Annotated in this window: 13 protein-coding genes; 11 read left to right on the top strand and 2 right to left on the bottom strand. The window is 47.6% G+C overall.

What is annotated here, in order from left to right; translation table 11 throughout:
- Positions 1 to 177: 177 nt before the first annotated feature.
- From hpf to MHB49_RS30925, 4 genes are all read left to right on the top strand, one after another.
- Positions 178 to 741, top strand: a complete 564-nt coding sequence (hpf, locus tag MHB49_RS30940) for a ribosome hibernation-promoting factor, HPF/YfiA family (RefSeq protein ID WP_247899579.1) — start codon at positions 178 to 180, stop codon at positions 739 to 741.
- A gap of 831 nt (positions 742 to 1,572) precedes the next feature.
- Positions 1,573 to 4,077, top strand: coding sequence for a preprotein translocase subunit SecA (gene secA / locus MHB49_RS30935; RefSeq protein WP_405154125.1), 2,505 nt, complete (start codon positions 1,573 to 1,575; stop codon positions 4,075 to 4,077).
- 442 nt (positions 4,078 to 4,519) lie between these two features.
- A protein-coding gene (prfB, locus tag MHB49_RS30930) for a peptide chain release factor 2 (protein WP_247899578.1) occupies positions 4,520 to 5,633 on the top strand; the annotation gives its coding sequence in 2 pieces (ribosomal slippage) (positions 4,520 to 4,591 and positions 4,593 to 5,633; 1,113 coding nt in all).
- A 99-nt stretch (positions 5,634 to 5,732) separates the two neighbouring features.
- Positions 5,733 to 6,638, top strand: a complete 906-nt coding sequence (locus MHB49_RS30925; protein ID WP_247899577.1) for a YitT family protein — start codon at positions 5,733 to 5,735, stop codon at positions 6,636 to 6,638.
- Positions 6,639 to 6,869: 231 nt separating this feature from the next.
- Here the strand turns inward: MHB49_RS30925 and cls are convergent, their stop codons facing one another.
- A complete protein-coding gene (gene cls, locus MHB49_RS30920; RefSeq protein ID WP_405154124.1) occupies positions 6,870 to 8,318 on the bottom strand; it encodes a cardiolipin synthase in 1,449 nt (482 codons plus the stop codon).
- Positions 8,319 to 8,648: 330 nt separating this feature from the next.
- On the opposite strand from cls, the gene argC reads away from it, so the two are divergent.
- The 7 genes from argC (at position 8,649) to argH (ending at position 17,838) form a co-directional block, all read left to right on the top strand.
- On the top strand, positions 8,649 to 9,698 hold the full coding sequence (gene argC / locus MHB49_RS30915) for an N-acetyl-gamma-glutamyl-phosphate reductase (protein WP_405154123.1): 1,050 nt from the start codon (positions 8,649 to 8,651) through the stop codon (positions 9,696 to 9,698).
- A 117-nt stretch (positions 9,699 to 9,815) separates the two neighbouring features.
- Positions 9,816 to 11,054: a bifunctional glutamate N-acetyltransferase/amino-acid acetyltransferase ArgJ gene (argJ, locus tag MHB49_RS30910; protein ID WP_405154122.1), complete on the top strand. Its 1,239-nt coding sequence runs from the start codon at positions 9,816 to 9,818 to the stop codon at positions 11,052 to 11,054.
- Positions 11,055 to 11,380: 326 nt separating this feature from the next.
- Positions 11,381 to 12,220 carry an acetylglutamate kinase gene (gene argB, locus MHB49_RS30905; protein WP_405154121.1) on the top strand — a complete coding sequence of 280 codons (840 nt, stop codon included), beginning with the start codon at positions 11,381 to 11,383 and terminating at the stop codon, positions 12,218 to 12,220.
- Positions 12,221 to 12,577: 357 nt separating this feature from the next.
- Positions 12,578 to 13,834, top strand: coding sequence for an acetylornithine transaminase (locus tag MHB49_RS30900; RefSeq protein WP_405154120.1), 1,257 nt, complete (start codon positions 12,578 to 12,580; stop codon positions 13,832 to 13,834).
- A 198-nt stretch (positions 13,835 to 14,032) separates the two neighbouring features.
- Positions 14,033 to 14,998 (top strand): ornithine carbamoyltransferase, encoded by a 966-nt coding sequence (argF, locus tag MHB49_RS30895; RefSeq protein WP_405154119.1) that lies wholly within the window; start codon positions 14,033 to 14,035, stop codon positions 14,996 to 14,998.
- Positions 14,999 to 15,094: 96 nt separating this feature from the next.
- Positions 15,095 to 16,330 (top strand): argininosuccinate synthase, encoded by a 1,236-nt coding sequence (locus MHB49_RS30890; protein ID WP_405154118.1) that lies wholly within the window; start codon positions 15,095 to 15,097, stop codon positions 16,328 to 16,330.
- A 104-nt stretch (positions 16,331 to 16,434) separates the two neighbouring features.
- Positions 16,435 to 17,838 (top strand): argininosuccinate lyase, encoded by a 1,404-nt coding sequence (argH, locus tag MHB49_RS30885; RefSeq protein WP_405157277.1) that lies wholly within the window; start codon positions 16,435 to 16,437, stop codon positions 17,836 to 17,838.
- Positions 17,839 to 17,979: 141 nt separating this feature from the next.
- On the opposite strand, the gene MHB49_RS30880 is transcribed toward argH, so the two are convergent.
- Positions 17,980 to 18,768 (bottom strand): alpha/beta hydrolase, encoded by a 789-nt coding sequence (locus MHB49_RS30880; protein ID WP_405154117.1) that lies wholly within the window; start codon positions 18,766 to 18,768, stop codon positions 17,980 to 17,982.
- Positions 18,769 to 18,865: the final 97 nt, after the last annotated feature.

The raw sequence follows: 18,865 nt of genomic DNA, 5'->3' as shown, positions 1-18,865 counted from the left end.
CAATCCATATTAATGAGTGATTATGCTCTAAAATGCCGAAATATCGCGAAATATGGCGGTAATCCTATGTTGGCTGATGTGGCTTGAACAGATGTCATTATTCGGTCACCGGGAGTTTTTACATGGCGCTTACATTCGTGTTATAATGAAGTGGCAAAGGAAAAGGAGGAGTGCCCTATGAATTTAAGTATTCGAGGTCAACAAATCGAGGTTACCGATGCTTTGAAAGATTATGTCGACAAAAAGTTGAGTAGACTCGAGAAGTATTTCGATGCACCCCTTAACTCTGACGGTGCTGTTACTCTGAGCACAACGAGAGGCTTGCATACGGTAGAGGTGACGATCCCTTTGAAAGGCTTTGTGCTCCGCGCCGAGGATGAGAGTGACGATATGTACGCTTCCATTGACTCCGTGGTAGATAAGCTGGAACGTCAGATCCGTAAACACAAAACGAAAATTAACCGTAAGTTCCGTCAAGAAGGCAGCCTGAAAACGCTCTTCGTGGAAGATCCGACAGGCACAGTAGCTACTGCTGAACTGGACACGGATACGGACGATGATGACCTGGAAGTGGTACGGACGAAACGGTTTATGTTGAAACCAATGGACGTGGAAGAGGCGATCCTCCAAATGAACATGGTTGGCCACAATTTCTTCGTATTCTCCAATATTGAGAACGAAGAAGTCAGCGTTGTGTACAAACGGAACGATGGAAAATACGGTTTGATTGAACAAGGTTAATGGATTGATTAAAATACTTAGCCTAGTTTAATGACTGAACCAAATGAATTTAACTGTAAAATGATTTTTTAATGATAACGAATGAACACAGGGATGATTCTTTCCTGTATAGAATTAAACTAACAAGAGCCTCCAACCTTTATAGGATGGGGCTCTTTTGTGCGTAGTGGGGTTGGAAAAAAAGTCGCTGAAGCAAGATTGTGAAACTATTTCCCATGCTGCTGCGTCTAATAGATAGTAGGAATGGGACAGATCCGTGTTATGGATATATTAAATTTTCATAGGCACGAAGATGTCATGGTTGATATAATTCTCAGATGTATTCTTTTTCTCTATAATGAGATTTTCATCCAAATTTACCACCAAAACTCGTTAACATGGCTTATCTATCTGGAAAAAGAAACGGCATAATTTAAGGCTTCCGCTAACGACTATGATTTTTTGCACTTAAACTCCATCGGAGAGGCTTCGGAAGTTCAAAGAAGTGTGCCGTGGCGTGTTGCGGGGACCCTTACAAACTGTTACAATTTATACAAAGAGAATCATTGTCCTGATGAGGAATTGTCAACGAATGATCGCTAATCATAATCAATGACAGGCACAGCACCATGAACATGATTCATAAAGCTTGGTATTCGGCTTATTTCTAATAACCGGATCCGGTTGAATACCGAATCAGCTTCATGAGGAACCTTGGCAAGCCTGGAGTTGATTCATCTTATATTATTTATATCGTTTGTCACCCCCGGGCAAGTGGATACATATCCAATCCGATGGTGTCGCGCGGCGGCAGCAGGGGGTCTATTCTGTTTTGCACGAAAGGGGTATACCATGCTAGGACTTGTCAAAAAGATCTTCGGCGACATGAATGAACGTGATGTTAAACGTCTGATGAAGACAGTCGATGTGATCAATAAACTGGAACCACAATTTCAGGCTCTGTCTGATGAACAACTGAAATCCAAAACGGAGGAATTCCGTGCCCGCATTGAAAAGGGTGAAACCACGGATGAACTTCTTCCGGAAGCATTTGCAACCGTACGGGAGGCATCTCGCCGTGTACTGGGCAAACGTCACTATGACGTACAGATGCTTGGGGGCATTGCCCTTCATGAAGGCCGGATTTCAGAGATGAAAACGGGTGAAGGTAAGACACTGGTTGGAACACTCCCGGTATACCTGAATGCATTGATGTCCAAAGGTGTACACGTGGTAACGGTCAATGATTATTTGGCTCAACGGGATAGCCAGGAAATGGGACAGATTTATGAATTCATGGGCATGACTGTAGGGGTTAACCTGAGCGGTATGGACCATGCTTTGAAACAACATGCTTATGCATGTGATATTACGTACGGAACAAATAATGAATTTGGCTTTGACTATCTGCGTGACAACATGGTGTTGTACAAAGAGCAGATGGTACAACGTCCATTGTTCTTCTGTATCATTGATGAAGTGGACTCCATTTTGGTCGATGAGGCACGTACGCCTTTGATCATTTCCGGACAAGCTCAGAAATCGACAGACCTGTACTATGCAGCTGACCGTTTCGTGAAACGTTTGGTTCCAGAAGAAGACTTTACGGTGGACATCAAGGTGAAATCCGTAGCGCTGACTGAAGCTGGTGTGGCAAAGGCGGAGAAAGCATTTGGTATCGAAAACTTGTATGATCATGCGAATGTTACACTCAACCATCACATCGTACAAGGATTGAAAGCCAACGTAATCATGCGTCGTGACGTTGACTATGTGGTGAGTGATGAAGAAGTGCTGATCGTCGATGAATTCACAGGTCGTCTGATGGCAGGACGTCGTTATAGCGATGGATTGCACCAAGCGATTGAAGCCAAAGAAGGCATTGAAGTACAGAACGAGAGCATGACCCTTGCTACGATTACATTCCAGAACTATTTCCGTATGTATCGCAAGCTTGCGGGAATGACGGGTACCGCGAAGACCGAGGAAGAAGAATTCAAAAAAATCTACGGTCTCGAAGTATTGCAGATTCCAACCAACCGTCCGAACAAACGGAATGATATGGCTGATGTGGTGTACAAGAGCATCGACGGCAAGTTCAAAGCGGTTGTGGAAGAAATCGTGGAACGTCACAGCAAGAACCAGCCGGTTCTGGTTGGTACGGTATCGATTGAGAACTCCGAGCGTCTTTCGGACATGCTGAAACGCCGTGGAATCAGACATCAGGTATTGAATGCCAAATACCACGCTGAAGAAGCGGAAATCATCTCAGGTGCAGGTCAAGCAGGAGCGGTGACGATTGCAACCAACATGGCTGGACGGGGTACGGATATTATCCTGGGTGAAGGTGTCGCTGAGGTGGGAGGTCTTCACATCATTGGTACAGAGCGTCATGAATCTCGCCGGATTGATAACCAGCTGCGCGGACGTGCAGGACGTCAGGGTGACCCGGGTTCCACACAGTTCTACCTGTCGCTGGGTGATGAGCTGATGAAACGCTTCGGTGCAGATAATGTACTGAACATGATGGAGCGTCTTGGTTTTGAAGAAGACCAACCGATCGAGAGCCGGATGATCACCCGTGCGGTAGAGTCGGCACAAAAACGGGTTGAAGGTAATAACTTTGACGTACGTAAAGTCGTTCTCCAATATGATGATGTCATGAACCAACAACGTGAAATTATATATAAACAGCGCCGCGAGGTGCTTGAGTCCGAGAACATCAAACAGATCGTTATGGATATGATTAAGCCTTCCATTGAACGCATCGTGGAAGCTCATTGCAGTGACGATATTCCGGAAAACTGGGAGTTGCAGGAAGTTGCCGACTACATGAACAGCAAATTGCTGGATGAAGGCTCGGTAACGAAAGATGACCTGTGGGGCAAGGAAGCCGAAGAGATTGTCGAGTACCTGTTTGAGAAAGTTCAGAACAAGTACAATGCACGTGAAGAGCGCATCGGTGAAGAGATGGTTCGTGAGTTCGAGAAAGTGGTTGTGCTCCGTGCAGTAGACAGCAAATGGATGGATCATATTGATGCAATGGATCAATTGCGTCAAGGTATCCACCTTCGTGCTTACGGCGGTACAGATCCATTGCGTGAGTACCAGTTCGAAGGCTTCGAAATGTTCCATCAGATGATTGCTTCGATTCAGGAAGAAGTAGCAACTTATGTGATGAGAGCACAAATCGAAAGCAATCAGGAGCGTCAGGCGGTTGTGGACGAAAGTCAGATCTCAACTAGCGGCGAACCTACGGAGAAACGCCCGGTCAAAGTGTCTGACCAAATCGGTCGTAACGATGCTTGTCCATGTGGCAGCGGCAAAAAGTTTAAACACTGCCACGGCCAAGAGTAGTTAAACGACTCTCTTATATTACCCTGTGTATAAGTTGGATCTAAATTTTTTACACCATAACGGAGAGTGCAGAAGCAATCTGAAGAAGCGGAGCGTTCGCCTTTATCACCGGATTTTTCCCTTGTGAGAGGGAATCGAGAAAATCTGGGGATAAGAGCGATCGGAAGATGCTACTGCAATTGGAGTGGTAAGGTGTAACGAATGCTGGCTCAACTTAAATAGAATGACATGAACGGCTCCTTGCAGCCGGGTATTTCAAATGATCAAGTGTAGGATGCATAACCTGTAATTGGTGCATAGTTATAACTATGTGACCATGATCAAGGAGAGGAGGATTGCCGATATAAAGGTAATCGAGACTCCAAGGTGAAACATCGGAAACGTGATCTGGAGGAATGCCCTGGATGCGGGGAGCTTATCTTAATGAAAAGAGGAATTGCACATGATCGATCCAAGTGTGAAGCAGGACCTGCGTGAAATAGGCAAGAAACTAACAAATCTTAGGGGGTCTCTTTGACTTAGATCTGAAGCAAGAGATGATTGAGAACTTCGAAGTGAAGATGTCCGCCCCGGATTTCTGGGATGATAACGATAAGGCACAATCCGTAATCGCCGAGTTGAACGCGGTGAAGGGATCTGTGGATCAATACACCAAGCTGCAGCAGGATTACGACGATGCGGTCATGATGGCAGAATTGGCTGACGAAGAAGGCGACGATGATCTGGCCGTTGAGATCGCTAACAGCGTGACAGCCATCGTGAGCAAGGTAGAAGAGTTCGAGCTGCAACTTCTCCTGAATCAGCCGTATGACAAGATGAATGCGATTCTGGAGCTTCACCCGGGTGCTGGTGGTACCGAGTCACAGGACTGGGGACAGATGCTGATGCGGATGTATACACGCTGGGCCGAGAAACGTGGCTTCAAGGTTGAGGTGTTGGATTATCTGGCAGGAGATGAAGCAGGAATCAAGAGTGTTACACTTTCCATCAAGGGGCACAATGCTTATGGGTATCTGAAAGCCGAGAAGGGTGTTCACCGATTGGTGCGGATCTCACCTTTTGACTCCTCGGGACGCAGGCATACTTCCTTCGTATCGTGTGATGTGGTTCCTGAGATTGATGACACGATTGAACTGGACATTCGGACAGAAGACCTCAAGATCGATACGTACCGTGCGAGCGGCGCGGGTGGACAGCATATCAATACCACCGACTCAGCCGTACGGATTACTCACCTTCCAACAGGTGTGGTGGTAACGTGTCAGAATGAACGGTCACAGATCAAGAACCGTGAGCGAGCGATGACGATGCTTCGTTCCAAATTGTATGAACGTAAAATTGAAGAACAAAAACAACAGCTGGACGAAATCCGAGGAGAGCAGTCGGATATTGCGTGGGGTAGCCAGATTCGCTCCTATGTATTCCATCCCTATAGTATGGTAAAGGATCACCGTACGAGCGTAGAGACTGGAAACACAGGAGCAGTCATGGATGGCGACCTCGATGGATTCATCGATGGTTATTTGCGCAGCCAGATTAAAGTAGATACCGATTAATCAAAAGTTCCTGTATAGACCCGATACGTGTAGGCGTATGATGGTGTATACAGGGGCTTTTTTTTGAGCATATAAACAACAAAAGGAGAGCAAGATGACATGCAGCAGCAACAGCAATTACAAAATAATCGTAAAAAGAGGTTAATTAGCTTCATCCCCCTGAACGGACCCTGGAGAAATGTTGTAGACACCGTTTCTATCATTCTTGGTTCGTTTCTGATTGCTGTGGCCTTTAATTTATTTTTACTACCGAACCAGATTGCGTCAGGTGGGGTATCCGGGCTGTCGATATTGGGCAAACATTGGTTGGGGCTTGAACCGGCTTATACCCAATGGGCCATTAATATACCGCTATTGATCGCAGGTTTTCTTCTAATTGGCAAGCAGTATGGTATACGATCTGTACTCGGAAGCATTGTACTGCCATTGTTTGTCTATCTCACGAAAGACTGGGCCATTCCCACAACGAATCCACTGCTTGGTTCTCTTTATGGAGGGATTGGAGTTGGACTCGGCATTGGGATCGTATACCGGGGAAGAGGATCAACAGGCGGCATGAGCATCCTCGCCAGGATCGTGCAAAAGTACAGTGGGCTGAGTTACTCTCTTTGTGTGGTGATTATGGATGCGACAGTCATTATTATGGCTGCTTTTGTATTGTCATTGGAGCAGTCCCTTTATGCCCTGATTGGGTTGTATGTTACAGGGAAAGTCATTGACGCCGTCGAGATGGGGTTGGGTTACTCGAAGGTAGCCTATATTATCTCCAACCAGATTGAGCCGATTACGAAAGTAATTCTCGAAGATTTGGATCGTGGACTGACGAAGCTGGAGGCAAAAGGCGGCTACACCGACGACCAGCGAACCGTACTGATGGTGGTGGTTGGGCAAAATGAGGTGCCTAGACTGAAAGCCTTGATCCGGTCCGTAGACCCGGGGGCCTTTGTCATCATAAGTAATGCGCATGAAGTACTGGGTGAAGGCTTTAAGCGTGAGGAAGTGTAAGGAACAACAAGTAGAGTAACTAGTGGTTTACAGTAAAAATAGATCAATGTTCTAAATGGCTGCACTGTAGTGATATCCTTTCAAAGAATGATGAAAGATCAGATCGTAATCAACCACTAATTATGGTTTTTGAGCCAAAAAAAGCAGGTACTCCTTCCCCAGACATAACTGGAAAAAGGAAGCACCTGCTTTTTGTTTTAACTTTTGAATAAAAGTCACTTAATACTGTATCTACAGAATTGGAGACAGCAGGCGAGAGATTGCTTCCTTGAAGCGGATCTTCACACTGCGTTTATTATATTCCTCCAGCGTCATTTCACGGGATACGAGAAGATCATGCTCAAACGTCTGCACAAGAGTAGTCGCAATGGCCTCATCATACATAAAGGCATTAACCTCAAAGTTCAATCGGAAGCTGCGGTAATCAATATTAGCTGTTCCTACAGATGCGACCATACTGTCGATAATGAGCGTTTTGGCATGAATAAAGCCGTTATCGTAGATGAATACCGTTGCCCCTACTTTTAACAACTCACCGATGTAAGATAGCGTCGCCCAATATACAAAGGCATGATCCGGTTTATTTGGAATCATAATGCGAACATCAATCCCTGACAGGCACGCAAGACGAATGGCTTCGAGCACACTGGCATCTGGAATAAAATAAGGCGTTTGAATCAGAATCGAATGTTTGGCTCCATTAATCATTTTCAGATAACTGTTCTTGATGTGCTCCGTCTCTGCATCCGGTCCGCTGGATACAATCTGCATGGCTGTCGTTCCTGGTCCCTCAATATGAGGGAAATGTGCCGGAACATACGGGGTATCGTGCTGTTTGGACGCTTCATTCCAATCCAACAGAAAACGGGTCTGAAGCGCATGGACAGCATTACCCTGAATCCGCAAATGAGTATCACGCCAGTAACCGAACTTGGAATTTAAGCCGAGATATTCATCCCCTACATTAAACCCGCCTGTATATCCAAGGTTGCCGTCAATGATGACGATTTTACGGTGATTTCGGTAGTTCATACGCAGATTGATCAGACTGAATTTGGATGGGAAAAAGACTTCAACCAAACCGCCTGCTTCTCGCAGTTCTTTGAAAAAGCGTTTGGACACCCGCCGCGAACCGAGCGCGTCATACAGCAGACGAACTTTGATGCCTTCCCGAGCTTTGCGGATGAGGGCATCCCGGATTCTTTTACCGAGTCGGTCGCCTCTATAAATGTAATATTGCACGTGAACATGATCTTTCGCTGCTTCGATATCATCGAGCAAACGCTGAAATTTGTCTGTTCCGTCGGTAATAATCTCGACTGCATTATCTTCGGTCAAAAGAGCATCGTTTTGCTTCAGGTTCATATAGATCATGTCCTGACTACTCTCTGTCGCCTGATTACGGAAAGGTGTTCTATTGTCTTGCAGTTGTGCAAGCTGGGCAGCAATACGTTCTTCAAGCCCAAGCTTCTTGCGCTCTTTCCACTGGAAAAGTCGGTAGCGCGTCAGGTTTTGCCCTGTTAATAAGTAGAGTACAAACCCGAAAACCGGAATAAAGTTCAAGACGAGCAGCCAAGCCCAGGATGCACTGGCATCCTTTCGTTCGAAGAAAACGACCGCTGCTGCAAAAATAATATTCAGGCCCAGGAGTACAACAAGTAAAATGGATTCGATATGCACTGTAGTCCCCCATGTCTCATAATGACCATTATGAATCCATTCATAAACCCTTCAGCTTGTAGATTGATTATGAATTAGACCCTGGTTGTAATGTTTCCTATAATACGTATTTTAGCAGAAGTATACGGGTTCGTCCGCAGATGTTGGAAAGATATGTTCGGAAGCAATGAGAATCCATGTGAAATTGATGATAGAGTGTTGTATTTATATAACTAGAGTTGTATAATAATACACAAATATGCATAGAAGCGACGGAATTGCTGTATGAAAGCTCATTGGGAGCAGGAGAACAGTATAAGTAGCGCATACGACAAGATTGGGGGAGCGAGAGTGAATAACAAATTAAAAGTGGCAATCGTCGGTTCCACCGGCTACGGCGGGGTGGAACTGATTCGTTTTTTCCAGAATCATCCGCAGGTTGAAATTACTTCGGTAATCTCTTCATCCAGCAGTGGTGAGTCCATCGCAGATGGATTCCCGCATTTGACGGATGTGATTCAGAGGCCACTCGACGGCGTAGACCCGGCTGAGATTGCAAGTCGTGCAGATCTGGTGTTCACAGCGACCCCGTCTGGTGTAAGCGCAAAGCTCGTTCCAAGCCTGCTTGAAGCAGGTCTTAAGGTCATTGATTTGTCTGGAGATTTCAGACTGAAGGACGGAACGGTGTATGAAGAGTGGTATAAACATCCCGCACCATCTGCTTCATTGCTGGAACAGGCAGTATACGGCTTGGCAGAGGTGTATGGAGACGAAGTGAAGGGCAAGAACTTTATTTCCAACCCAGGCTGCTACCCAACGGCTACGTTACTCGGATTGATCCCAGCTGTTGAGGCAGGATGGATTGATCCTTCCAGCATCATCATTGATGCCAAATCTGGCGTATCGGGTGCAGGACGGGGAACAGCTCTAGCTTATCATTATGCAGAAATGAATGAGAATTTCAAAGCATACAAACTCAATAAACACCAACATATTCCCGAGATCGAACAAGTGCTGGGCAATATCACTGGAACAGCAGTCACAGTAACATTCACAACGCAGCTGGTGCCGATGACGCGTGGGATCATGAGTACGATGTATGCCAAACTAACTGGCGAACACAGTGACCGTGAAATCGTTGATCTGTACCGCAAATATTATGAGAATCGGCCGTTCGTGCGTGTACGCGAGCCCGGGATCTGGCCTTCAACGAAGGAAGTGTACGGATCGAACTATTGTGATATCGGATTTGCGGCTGATCCTCGTACAGGTCGTTTGACGATTATTTCAGTTATTGACAACCTGGTGAAAGGTGCATCCGGGCAAGCCATTCAAAATATGAACCTGATGATGGGATGGGAGGAGAACCTCGGGCTGAACATGACGCCGGTATATCCATAAGGTTTTGATTAGTTGGGAGAGCGTCTAGACGCAATTTCAAAATCATGTGGGAATGTCGGATCAGGCAAAGCAAGCGGACAATCGGCATGCAGCCGAACGCATAACGGGGGATAACATATGGGAACAAAAGTGGAGCAACAGGCTTTTACGATAGTTGAGAACGGAACGATTGTAACCCCGCGTGGGTTTACGGCTGGTGGATTGCATTGTGGTTTGAAAAAAACATCTCGCAATGACATCGGAGCAATCCGCTGTGATGTGCTGGCAACTGCAGCTGCGGTGTACACAACGAACGTATTCCAGGCAGCACCTTTGAAAGTCACACGCGAGAGCTTGAACAATGGACGTCTTCAGGCAGTCATCGTGAACAGCGGGAATGCCAATGCGTGTACCGGACAACAAGGGGAAGAGGATGCCTACGCCATGCGTACGGCGGCTGCACGTGAATTGGGCGTAGCGGAAGAGGATGTTGCTGTCGCTTCCACAGGAGTCATCGGTGAATTGCTGAAGATGAACGCTGTACACTCGGGAATTAGCGGACTTCCGGCACGCTTGGGCAAGGAAGCAGAAGAAGCGGAGCATTTTTCCCAAGCTATTCTGACCACCGATTTGGTGAAAAAAGAAGCCTGCGTCGCCGTTGAGGTGAACGGCAAGACGATCACCATTGCAGGTGCCGCCAAGGGATCGGGGATGATTCATCCGAATATGGCGACCATGCTGGCCTTTATGACCTCGGATGCGGTCATTAGTGCAGAAGCGTTGCAGCGCCTGCTGCGCCAGGCGACCAATCATACCTTTAACATGATTACAGTGGATGGAGATACAAGCACGAACGACATGCTGGTAGCAATGTCCAGCGGTCTGGCAGAGAACGAAGAACTGACCGTGGAACATCCGGATTGGGAAGCTTTTGCTGCCGGTTTTACTTATGTGTGCGAAGTGCTTGCCAAAGCCATTGCACGTGATGGTGAAGGAGCAACCAAGCTGGTAGAAGTACAGGTAACGGGTGCCGTAAGTGATGAATCCGCGCAAGCTATTGCAAAGACCGTCATTGGGTCCAGCCTGGTGAAATCCGCGATGTTTGGCGCTGATGCCAACTGGGGACGAATTATTGCAGCCGTAGGGCGAGCAGGACAGCCGGTGAACCCGGAGACGGTGGATATCCGTCTGGGAGACATCTCTGTACTTGAACAATCCCGTCCAGTTGTATTTGACGAAGAGGCGGCACTGGCCTACTTGCAGACCGATACCGTACGCATTGTAGTCGATCTGCACCACGGCGAGGGAACAGCTATCGCTTGGGGCTGTGATCTGACATATGACTATGTACGAATTAACGCGGCATACCGCACGTAATAAGCAACTATTTATATTTACACGTTAACGGAGAATGCTGCTTTCCTATGAGTAGCTGCTTCGTAAAATATGTTGAAAATGTATAAGGATTGAACTTTCTTTGGTGGTTGATAACTGCGAAGTTAGTGGAGAAGGCGGAATCGATTCTGTAGAAGCGAAGCGTTCGCCTTTGTCTCCGGGTTTTCCCCTCAAAAGAGGGGATTCAAAAAAAACCTGGAGACAACAGCGATCGAAAGAACGATCCGGATTCGGAACGTCAGCCGAAGAATATTGCATCAATGAAGTGTTAATCTCGTTAAAACATTTGAATTGAAAGGAGTGCCCTCATGAATTCAACATTGCAAAATGAGAGTACCGGAACTGAAGCAGGTGCCGAGAAGCAGACGTTTGTCATGAAATGCGGAGGCAGCACGCTGGCGGCATTGCCTGAATCCTTTTTTGCAGATCTGCGTGACTTGCAGTCCAAGGGAACTCAGCCTGTCATCGTGCATGGAGGCGGCCCTGCGATCTCGGACAATCTGGCGAAGCTCGGTATTGAGACCGAATTCGTAAACGGACTGCGTAAAACAACAGAACCCGTGCTGGATGTCGTGGAGATGGTTCTTGCGGGGAGTATTAATAAACAGATCGTTCGTCTTATCCAGCGTGTGGGTGGACGTGCGCTGGGCGTGTCGGGTGTGGACGGTGGTCTAATCCAAGCGAAACCGGTCAGTAACCATGCAGAGATTGGCTGGGTCGGTGATGTAACGGGCGTTAACGCAGAGATTATTCAAGGCATTGTGGAAATGGGCTATATGCCAGTGATCGCGCCAGTTGGTGTAGATGCATCTGGCCAGCGCTATAACATTAATGCGGATACAGCCGCAGGTGCGGTAGCTTCCCATCTTGGAGTTAGCCGAATGATCGTTGTGACCGATGTCCCTGGCATCATGAAGAATGTAGGCGGCGAGAAAAAAGTATTGGCAACTGTCTCCGTACAGGAGATTGAGGATATGATCCAAACTGGAGAAATCTATGGCGGCATGATTCCAAAGGTGCGTGCAGCGATCGCTTGTATTCACGGCAAAGTGCGTGAGGTCATTATCGTAGATGGCAGCGAACCACAGATCTTGAGCCGTGTGCTCGGCGGAGAAACGATCGGAACCCGCATTATCCGTATGCAATAATTTGCTCTCAATGCGCTAGAGTCTTAATAGTCTTATATTATATAAAAAAATATGTACACGATTTTTGTGAATCTGGCATAGCACGATAAGGAAGAGTGCAGAACCAATCTGAAGAAACAAAAATGCGAGAACGGAGAGGACAGAAATAACCTGAAGAAGCGTAGCGTGCGCCTTTATCACTGGATTTCCACCTTTAAAAATTAATTAAAGAAATCTGGGGATAACAGCGATCGGAAGGTTGTTCTGTCATCGAAGTGGGAGTATGCATATGTTCGGAAGGTGGACTGCAATCGAAGTGGTCTAGTGTTATGTTTTATTCACCTTAGAAGTGTACCAACGAATAAGGAGTGATAGGTGATGGCAAAAGGCAATGAACAGCCAGGTTCTGGCACAGCAGTAGCGGGCGTAGCAGCAACAGGTGCAGCGGTACAGACGGAAAGCTCTCTTTTCCAAACGTATGCGCGTTATCCAATCAGTCTGGTCAAGGGTAAAGGCAGCTGGTTATGGGATGATCAAGGCAATCGTTATCTTGATTTCATGTGCGGGTTGGCTGTAACGAGTCTGGGCCATGCACCGGAGAAAGTCGGGGCCAAGCTAAAAGCTCAGATTGATGAGCTGTGGCATGTATCCAACCTGTTCCAAATTCCAGGGCAGGAAAAAGCAGCGGCTTTGTTGACAGCAAATACATGTGCAGACGCTGTGTTCTTTTGTAACAGTGGTGCAGAAGCGAATGAAGCGGCAATTAAACTGGCTCGTCGCTACCACCAGAAGGTAAAAGGCACAGGTCGGTACGAAGTCATTACATTTGCCCAATCCTTCCACGGACGGACACTCGCAACATTGACAGCAACTGGACAGGATAAGGTGAAAGAAGGATTTTTGCCATTGCCAGCCGGATTTGTAACTGTACCATTGCATGACACAGCGGCTCTCGAAGCGGCGATTGGACCTAATACAGCAGCGATTATGCTGGAGATGGTGCAAGCCGAGGGCGGAGTACATCCAGTCAAACCAGATTTTGTCCATCACGTTCGGAAACTGTGTGAAGAGCACGGATTGCTGTTGATTGTGGACGAAGTACAGACCGGAATGGGACGTACAGGCAAACTGTTCGCGCATGAGCATTATGGCATTGAGCCGGACATTTTCACGGTAGCCAAAGGTATTGGTAGTGGATTCCCTGTAGGTGCGATGCTGGGTAAAGGTTATCTGAAGGATGCGTTTACTGCGGGCAGCCATGCAACGACGTTTGGCGGTACACCCCTCGCTTCCTCCGTGGTCATTGCAACGATTGAAACGATGCTCGAAGATCAATTGCCAGAACGTGCAGCTGAAATGGGCGAATACCTGATGAACTCTTTGCGGGAGCGTCTGGCTGGTAATTCGTTTGTAAAAGAAGTTCGGGGTATGGGGCTGCTTGTTGGAATCGAATGTGCTGAAGCAGTTGGCGATATCGTGCTTGCTGGTCAGAAGCGGGGCATCCTCTTTGTATCCGCAGGACCGAATGTCATTCGTCTGCTTCCAAACTTGTATGTGAGCAAGGAAGAGATCGATGAGGCAGTATCCTTGGTTGCTGCGTTGATTGAAGAGCATGTGGCGGCGAAGAACGCCTAATAAGACTTTATACAACCTTTCTGACTCGGGGCCTTTAGGGGCCTCGAAGCGGAACAAAAAGATGAATCATGAATCCCTGTAGCCGCGCGGTAAACAGCGGAAGATGAAAGTGAGCAGCTGAATGCTTAGAGCTCAACCTTCTACACTCTTCTGCCCATGCGGGTGCAGGGAACCGGAAATAAGGAGGACAACACTAACATGACACAAACGCAACAGACGGAGAAGGTACAGAAGGTCGATCTTAGAGGCCGTGATTTTATTGAATTTACAGACTATACAGCGGAAGAAATTCGCTATCTGTTGGATCTTGCGATCGAGATTAAAGGCAAACAAAAAAATGGTGTGCCGTATCAGCCTCTCCAAGGCAAAACGATCGGACTCATTTTTGAAAAATCATCTACACGTACGCGTGTATCTTTTGAAGTCGGCATGTTCCAACTGGGCGGTCACGCGCTCTTCCTGAGCAAAAATGATATCCAGCTTGGTCGCGGGGAAACGACACATGATACAGCCAAAGTCCTGTCTCGTTACCTGGACGGCATCATGATTCGAACCTTTGGACACCATAATGTGACTGAACTGGCACAACATGCGGATATTCCGGTGATTAACGGCCTGAGCGATGCAGCGCATCCATGCCAAGTACTTGCGGATTTCCAAACCGTGTTGGAGCATAAAGGCAAGCTGGAAGGTCTGAAAATGGCTTATGTCGGAGACGGCAATAACATGGCGCATTCCCTGATGCTTGGTGCAGCGAAGATGGGTATGCATGTTGCGGTAGCGACTCCGGAAGGATATGAGCCTGACAGCACCGTTGTAGAGCAGGCGCGCAGCATTGCACAGGAGAGCGGCTCACAGGTGATTGTGACTTACAGTGCACAGGAAGCTGTGAAAGATGCGGATATCGTGTATACGGATGTATGGGCGAGTATGGGTTTTGAAGAGGAGCAGAAAATTCGTGAACAAGCATTCGCTGCGTATCAGGTGGATGAGGAACTGATGAAAGGCGCCAAGCCGGATTACATGTTCCTGCACTGCCTGCCAGCTCACCGTGGAGAAGAAGTGAGTGCTGGGGTAATCGACGGTCCTAACTCCCTGATTTTTGATCAGGCGGAGAACCGACTGCATGCGCAGAAAGCATTGATGGCTGCGTTAATGAGCTAATAGACGCTGTTTGCCTGAATGGGTTGATTTTAGGCACAGATTTCGCGATGATAGATTAAAGTTTATAGCAACTGAACTTGGGGAGGACCATTGAACATGGCTAAGGAAAAAATCGTACTCGCTTATTCTGGCGGGTTGGACACATCTGTAATTTTGAAATGGTTGAAAGAAACATATGATGCAGAGATTATCGCATTTACGGCGGATATCGGACAAAAGGATGAACTGGACGGCCTGGAGGAAAAAGCACTCGCTACAGGCGCTTCGAAAGTGTATATCGATGATCTGCGCGACGAGTTCGCTAAAGATTTCATCTATCCCATGTTCCAGGCGGGTGCTCTTTATGAAGGACAGTATCTGCTTGGCACAAGTATCGCACGTCCATTGATCGCTAAACGTATGGTGGATATCGCTCGTGCAGAAGGCGCTACAGCGATTGCTCACGGCGCTACAGGTAAAGGGAATGACCAGGTTCGTTTTGAGTTGAACGCAGCTGCGCTGACACCAGACATTCAGGTCATCGCGCCTTGGCGTCTGGAAGAGTTCCGCAACCAGTTCCCAGGACGTGCGGAGATGATCGCTTACGCTGAGAAACATGGGATTCCGGTAACCGCATCGGCGGCGAAACCGTATTCCACTGACCGTAACCTTCTGCATATCAGCTATGAGAGCGGCGTGCTCGAAGACCCTTGGTTCGATCCGAGTACGGATGAGAACAAAGACATGTTCCTGCTTAGCAGTGCACCTGAAGATGCACCGGATCAAGCGGAATATGTTGAACTTGAATTCGAAAAAGGCGACTGTGTTGCACTAAATGGTGAGCGCTTGAGCCCACTGCAAGTGATGGAGCAATTGAATGAACTTGGTGGCAAACATGGTATCGGCCGTGTGGACATGGTAGAGAACCGCTTCGTCGGCATGAAGAGCCGTGGTGTATACGAGACACCAGGTGGAACAATTTTGTTCACGGCACACCGCAAAATGGAATCCATCACGATGGACCGTGAAGTTATGAACCTGCGTGACAGCTTGATCACACGTTACAGCACACTCGTATACAACGGTTTCTGGTTCGCACCAGAACGTTTGGCGCTGCAAGCACTGGTGACGGAAAGCCAGAAAAATGTAACAGGTACCGTTCGTGTGAAACTGTATAAAGGCAACGTTATTGGCGCAGGTGTGAAAAGTCCTGTCAGCCTGTACAACCCGGACATTGCCACAATGGAAGCTGATCCAACACAAGCATACGATCAAGGTGATGCAACGGGCTTTATCCGCCTGAATGCATTGCGTTTGAAAGTACATTCCGGTGTGGAACAAAACAAAAACTAATTCATCATGCATATAAAGCATCACGATAATAACTGACAAGGCGGGCCGTTCTTGCACATCTGGCAGGAGCGGCTTTGTCCATGAACGAAAGGGGAGTACTCACTGTGAGTAAGCTGTGGGGAGGACGTTTTACCAAACAAACCAATCACCTGGTTGAGGAATACACAGCGTCAATCAACTTTGACAAAGCGCTGGCCGAGGAAGATATTCAAGGAAGTCTGGCTCATGTAACGATGCTGGGCAAATGCGGTATTCTGCCGGCAGAGGATGTAGAGACGATCAAGGAAGGTTTGATCACCGTTCTGCACAAAATCCGTGCAGGCGAAGTGGAATTCTCCGTATCGGATGAAGACATCCACATGAACATTGAGAAAAACCTGATTGATACCATCGGCCCTGTAGGCGGCAAATTGCATACAGGACGCAGCCGGAATGACCAGGTAGCAACGGATATGCACTTGTACCTGCGTGAGCGCGTGGTTGGATTTGTTGGCATGCTGCACTCGCTCCAGGAAGCGCTGATCGGACAAGCTAAAGATAACCTCGACACGATTGTACCAGGATATACGCATCTTCAACGTGCGCAACCGATTCTGTTCGCCCATCACATGATGGCGTATGTCTCCATGTTCCAACGTGATGCGGAGCGTCTGATGGACAGCTACAAACGCATTAACGTGCTGCCACTGGGTGCAGGTGCGCTTGCGGGCACAACGTTCCCGATTGACCGTCATTTTGTGGCGGAACAACTGGGATTCGATGGGGTATATGAGAACAGTCTGGATGCGGTCAGCGACCGTGACTTTATTGTGGAGTTCCTGGCAGCCGCTTCGCTGATCATGACTCATTTGTCCCGCCTGAGTGAAGAACTGGTGCTGTGGAGCAGTACGGAGTTTGGTTTTGTTGAACTGGATGATGCATTCTGCACGGGCAGCAGCATTATGCCACAGAAGAAAAATCCGGATGTTCCGGAACTCGTTCGTGGTAAAACAGGACGTGTGTACGGCAACCTGATCGGTTTGCTGACTGTATTGAAATCTCTGCCGCTTGCTTACAACAAGGACATGCAGGAAGACAAGGAAGGCATGTTTGACACGGTAGCGACGCTGGAGGGTGCACTTCAACTGTTCGCTCCGATGATTGCGACGATGACGGTCAACAAAGGCCGGATGCGCCAAGCGGTCAATCAGGATTTCTCCAACGCTACAGATATTGCGGACTTCCTCGTGGGCGAAGGTTTGCCATTCCGCCAAGCGCACGAAGTTATCGGAAAAACAGTATTGTACTGTATCCAGAACGGCAAATATTTGCTGGATCTGACCATTGATGAATTCCGTCAGTTCTCCCCATTGTTCGATGAGCGTATTTACGACGTGCTGCAACCAGAAGCGGTTGTAAATGCTCGTAATGTGTACGGCGGAACAGCATCGAACCAGGTGGCTGAGGCGATTGCACGCAGTGAAAAGGTGCTGGAAGTGACAGAGCAATGGATCACCAATCGGGGTTAATGACGCATTTACTATAATGTAATAAAGATATACAACGCAAAAGCAGGCCGAGAATTTCTTCTCAAGGGCCTGCTTTTTTTTGTGTGTTACAACAATCTGGCTATGTTCAACTCAATATTTACACGATAACAGCGATTGGAGCTATTTTCGTTCACGCAAAGGCAACCATTTCAATACATTCTGAATCTTCTTATCCCAATAGCCCCACTCATGTTCACCGGGTTCCTCCTCATAGGTCAATTGGAGATCGGTCTGCGCACAGGCTTCACGGAAGGATTGGTTCTGATCATACAGGAAGTCTTCCGTACCACAGCATTGATAAAGCAATGGCCGAGGTCCACTGCTCGCTTGGTTATCCTTCAGTAGTTGGAGCAGGTCGTTCTCCGAGCCTGCAATCTTCGGCCCAAAGATCCGTTCCATTTCGGCCCGCCAGAGTGGGCTGGAATTTGTATTATCCAGATGCGCCGTCATGTCGAGTGCCCCGGATAAACTTGCTGCTGCGGCATATTGATCTGGTTTACGCAGAGCTAGCTTAAATGCACCGTAGCCCCCCATTGACAAGCCGGCAACGAAGTTATCCTCCCTTTGATGCGATAAGGGGAAGAATGAGCGGGCGATTGTGGGCAGTTCCTCACTGATGAAGGTCCAATAAGATCCACCCTCAACCATGTCCGTGTAGAAGCTGCGATGCACTTGAGGCATGACCACAGCAATCCCCAAGTCAGCGACGTAACGTTCAATGGATGTGCGGCGCAGCCAGATAGAGTCATCGTCCGATAGACCATGCAGCAGATACAGTGTGGGATGCAGTCCTTGGCCCGATACGTTCTCCATGCCAATCTGATTGTGGGTTTGTTGTGGCAGGATGACATGCATGCTGGTGCTTAAACCAAGCGTGTCCGAGTAAAAATTACATTGAATAAGTGCCATGTTTATAGTAACCCCTTTCATAATTCATTCTCAAAGTGTTTATAGTAAACAGGTTATACGTAAATCTCTTCCGATGCAAGAACAAGGTTCACTGTAG

It is taken from the genome of Paenibacillus sp. FSL K6-0108 (assembly GCF_045040695.1).
GTDB classification, from domain to species: Bacteria; Bacillota; Bacilli; order Paenibacillales; family Paenibacillaceae; genus Paenibacillus; species Paenibacillus pabuli_B.
This window is presented reverse-complemented; position numbering and strand designations above follow the sequence as displayed.

Coding starts and splice junctions, on each gene's coding strand:
- argF (WP_405154119.1), top strand. CDS start 14,033: ATGACACAAACGCAACAGACGGAGAAGGTACAGAAGGTCGATCTTAGA.
- secA (WP_405154125.1), top strand. CDS start 1,573: ATGCTAGGACTTGTCAAAAAGATCTTCGGCGACATGAATGAACGTGAT.
- MHB49_RS30890 (WP_405154118.1), top strand. CDS start 15,095: ATGGCTAAGGAAAAAATCGTACTCGCTTATTCTGGCGGGTTGGACACA.
- MHB49_RS30880 (WP_405154117.1), bottom strand. CDS start 18,768: ATGGCACTTATTCAATGTAATTTTTACTCGGACACGCTTGGTTTAAGC.
- argJ (WP_405154122.1), top strand. CDS start 9,816: ATGGGAACAAAAGTGGAGCAACAGGCTTTTACGATAGTTGAGAACGGA.
- argB (WP_405154121.1), top strand. CDS start 11,381: ATGAATTCAACATTGCAAAATGAGAGTACCGGAACTGAAGCAGGTGCC.
- MHB49_RS30925 (WP_247899577.1), top strand. CDS start 5,733: ATGCAGCAGCAACAGCAATTACAAAATAATCGTAAAAAGAGGTTAATT.
- MHB49_RS30900 (WP_405154120.1), top strand. CDS start 12,578: ATGGCAAAAGGCAATGAACAGCCAGGTTCTGGCACAGCAGTAGCGGGC.
- hpf (WP_247899579.1), top strand. CDS start 178: ATGAATTTAAGTATTCGAGGTCAACAAATCGAGGTTACCGATGCTTTG.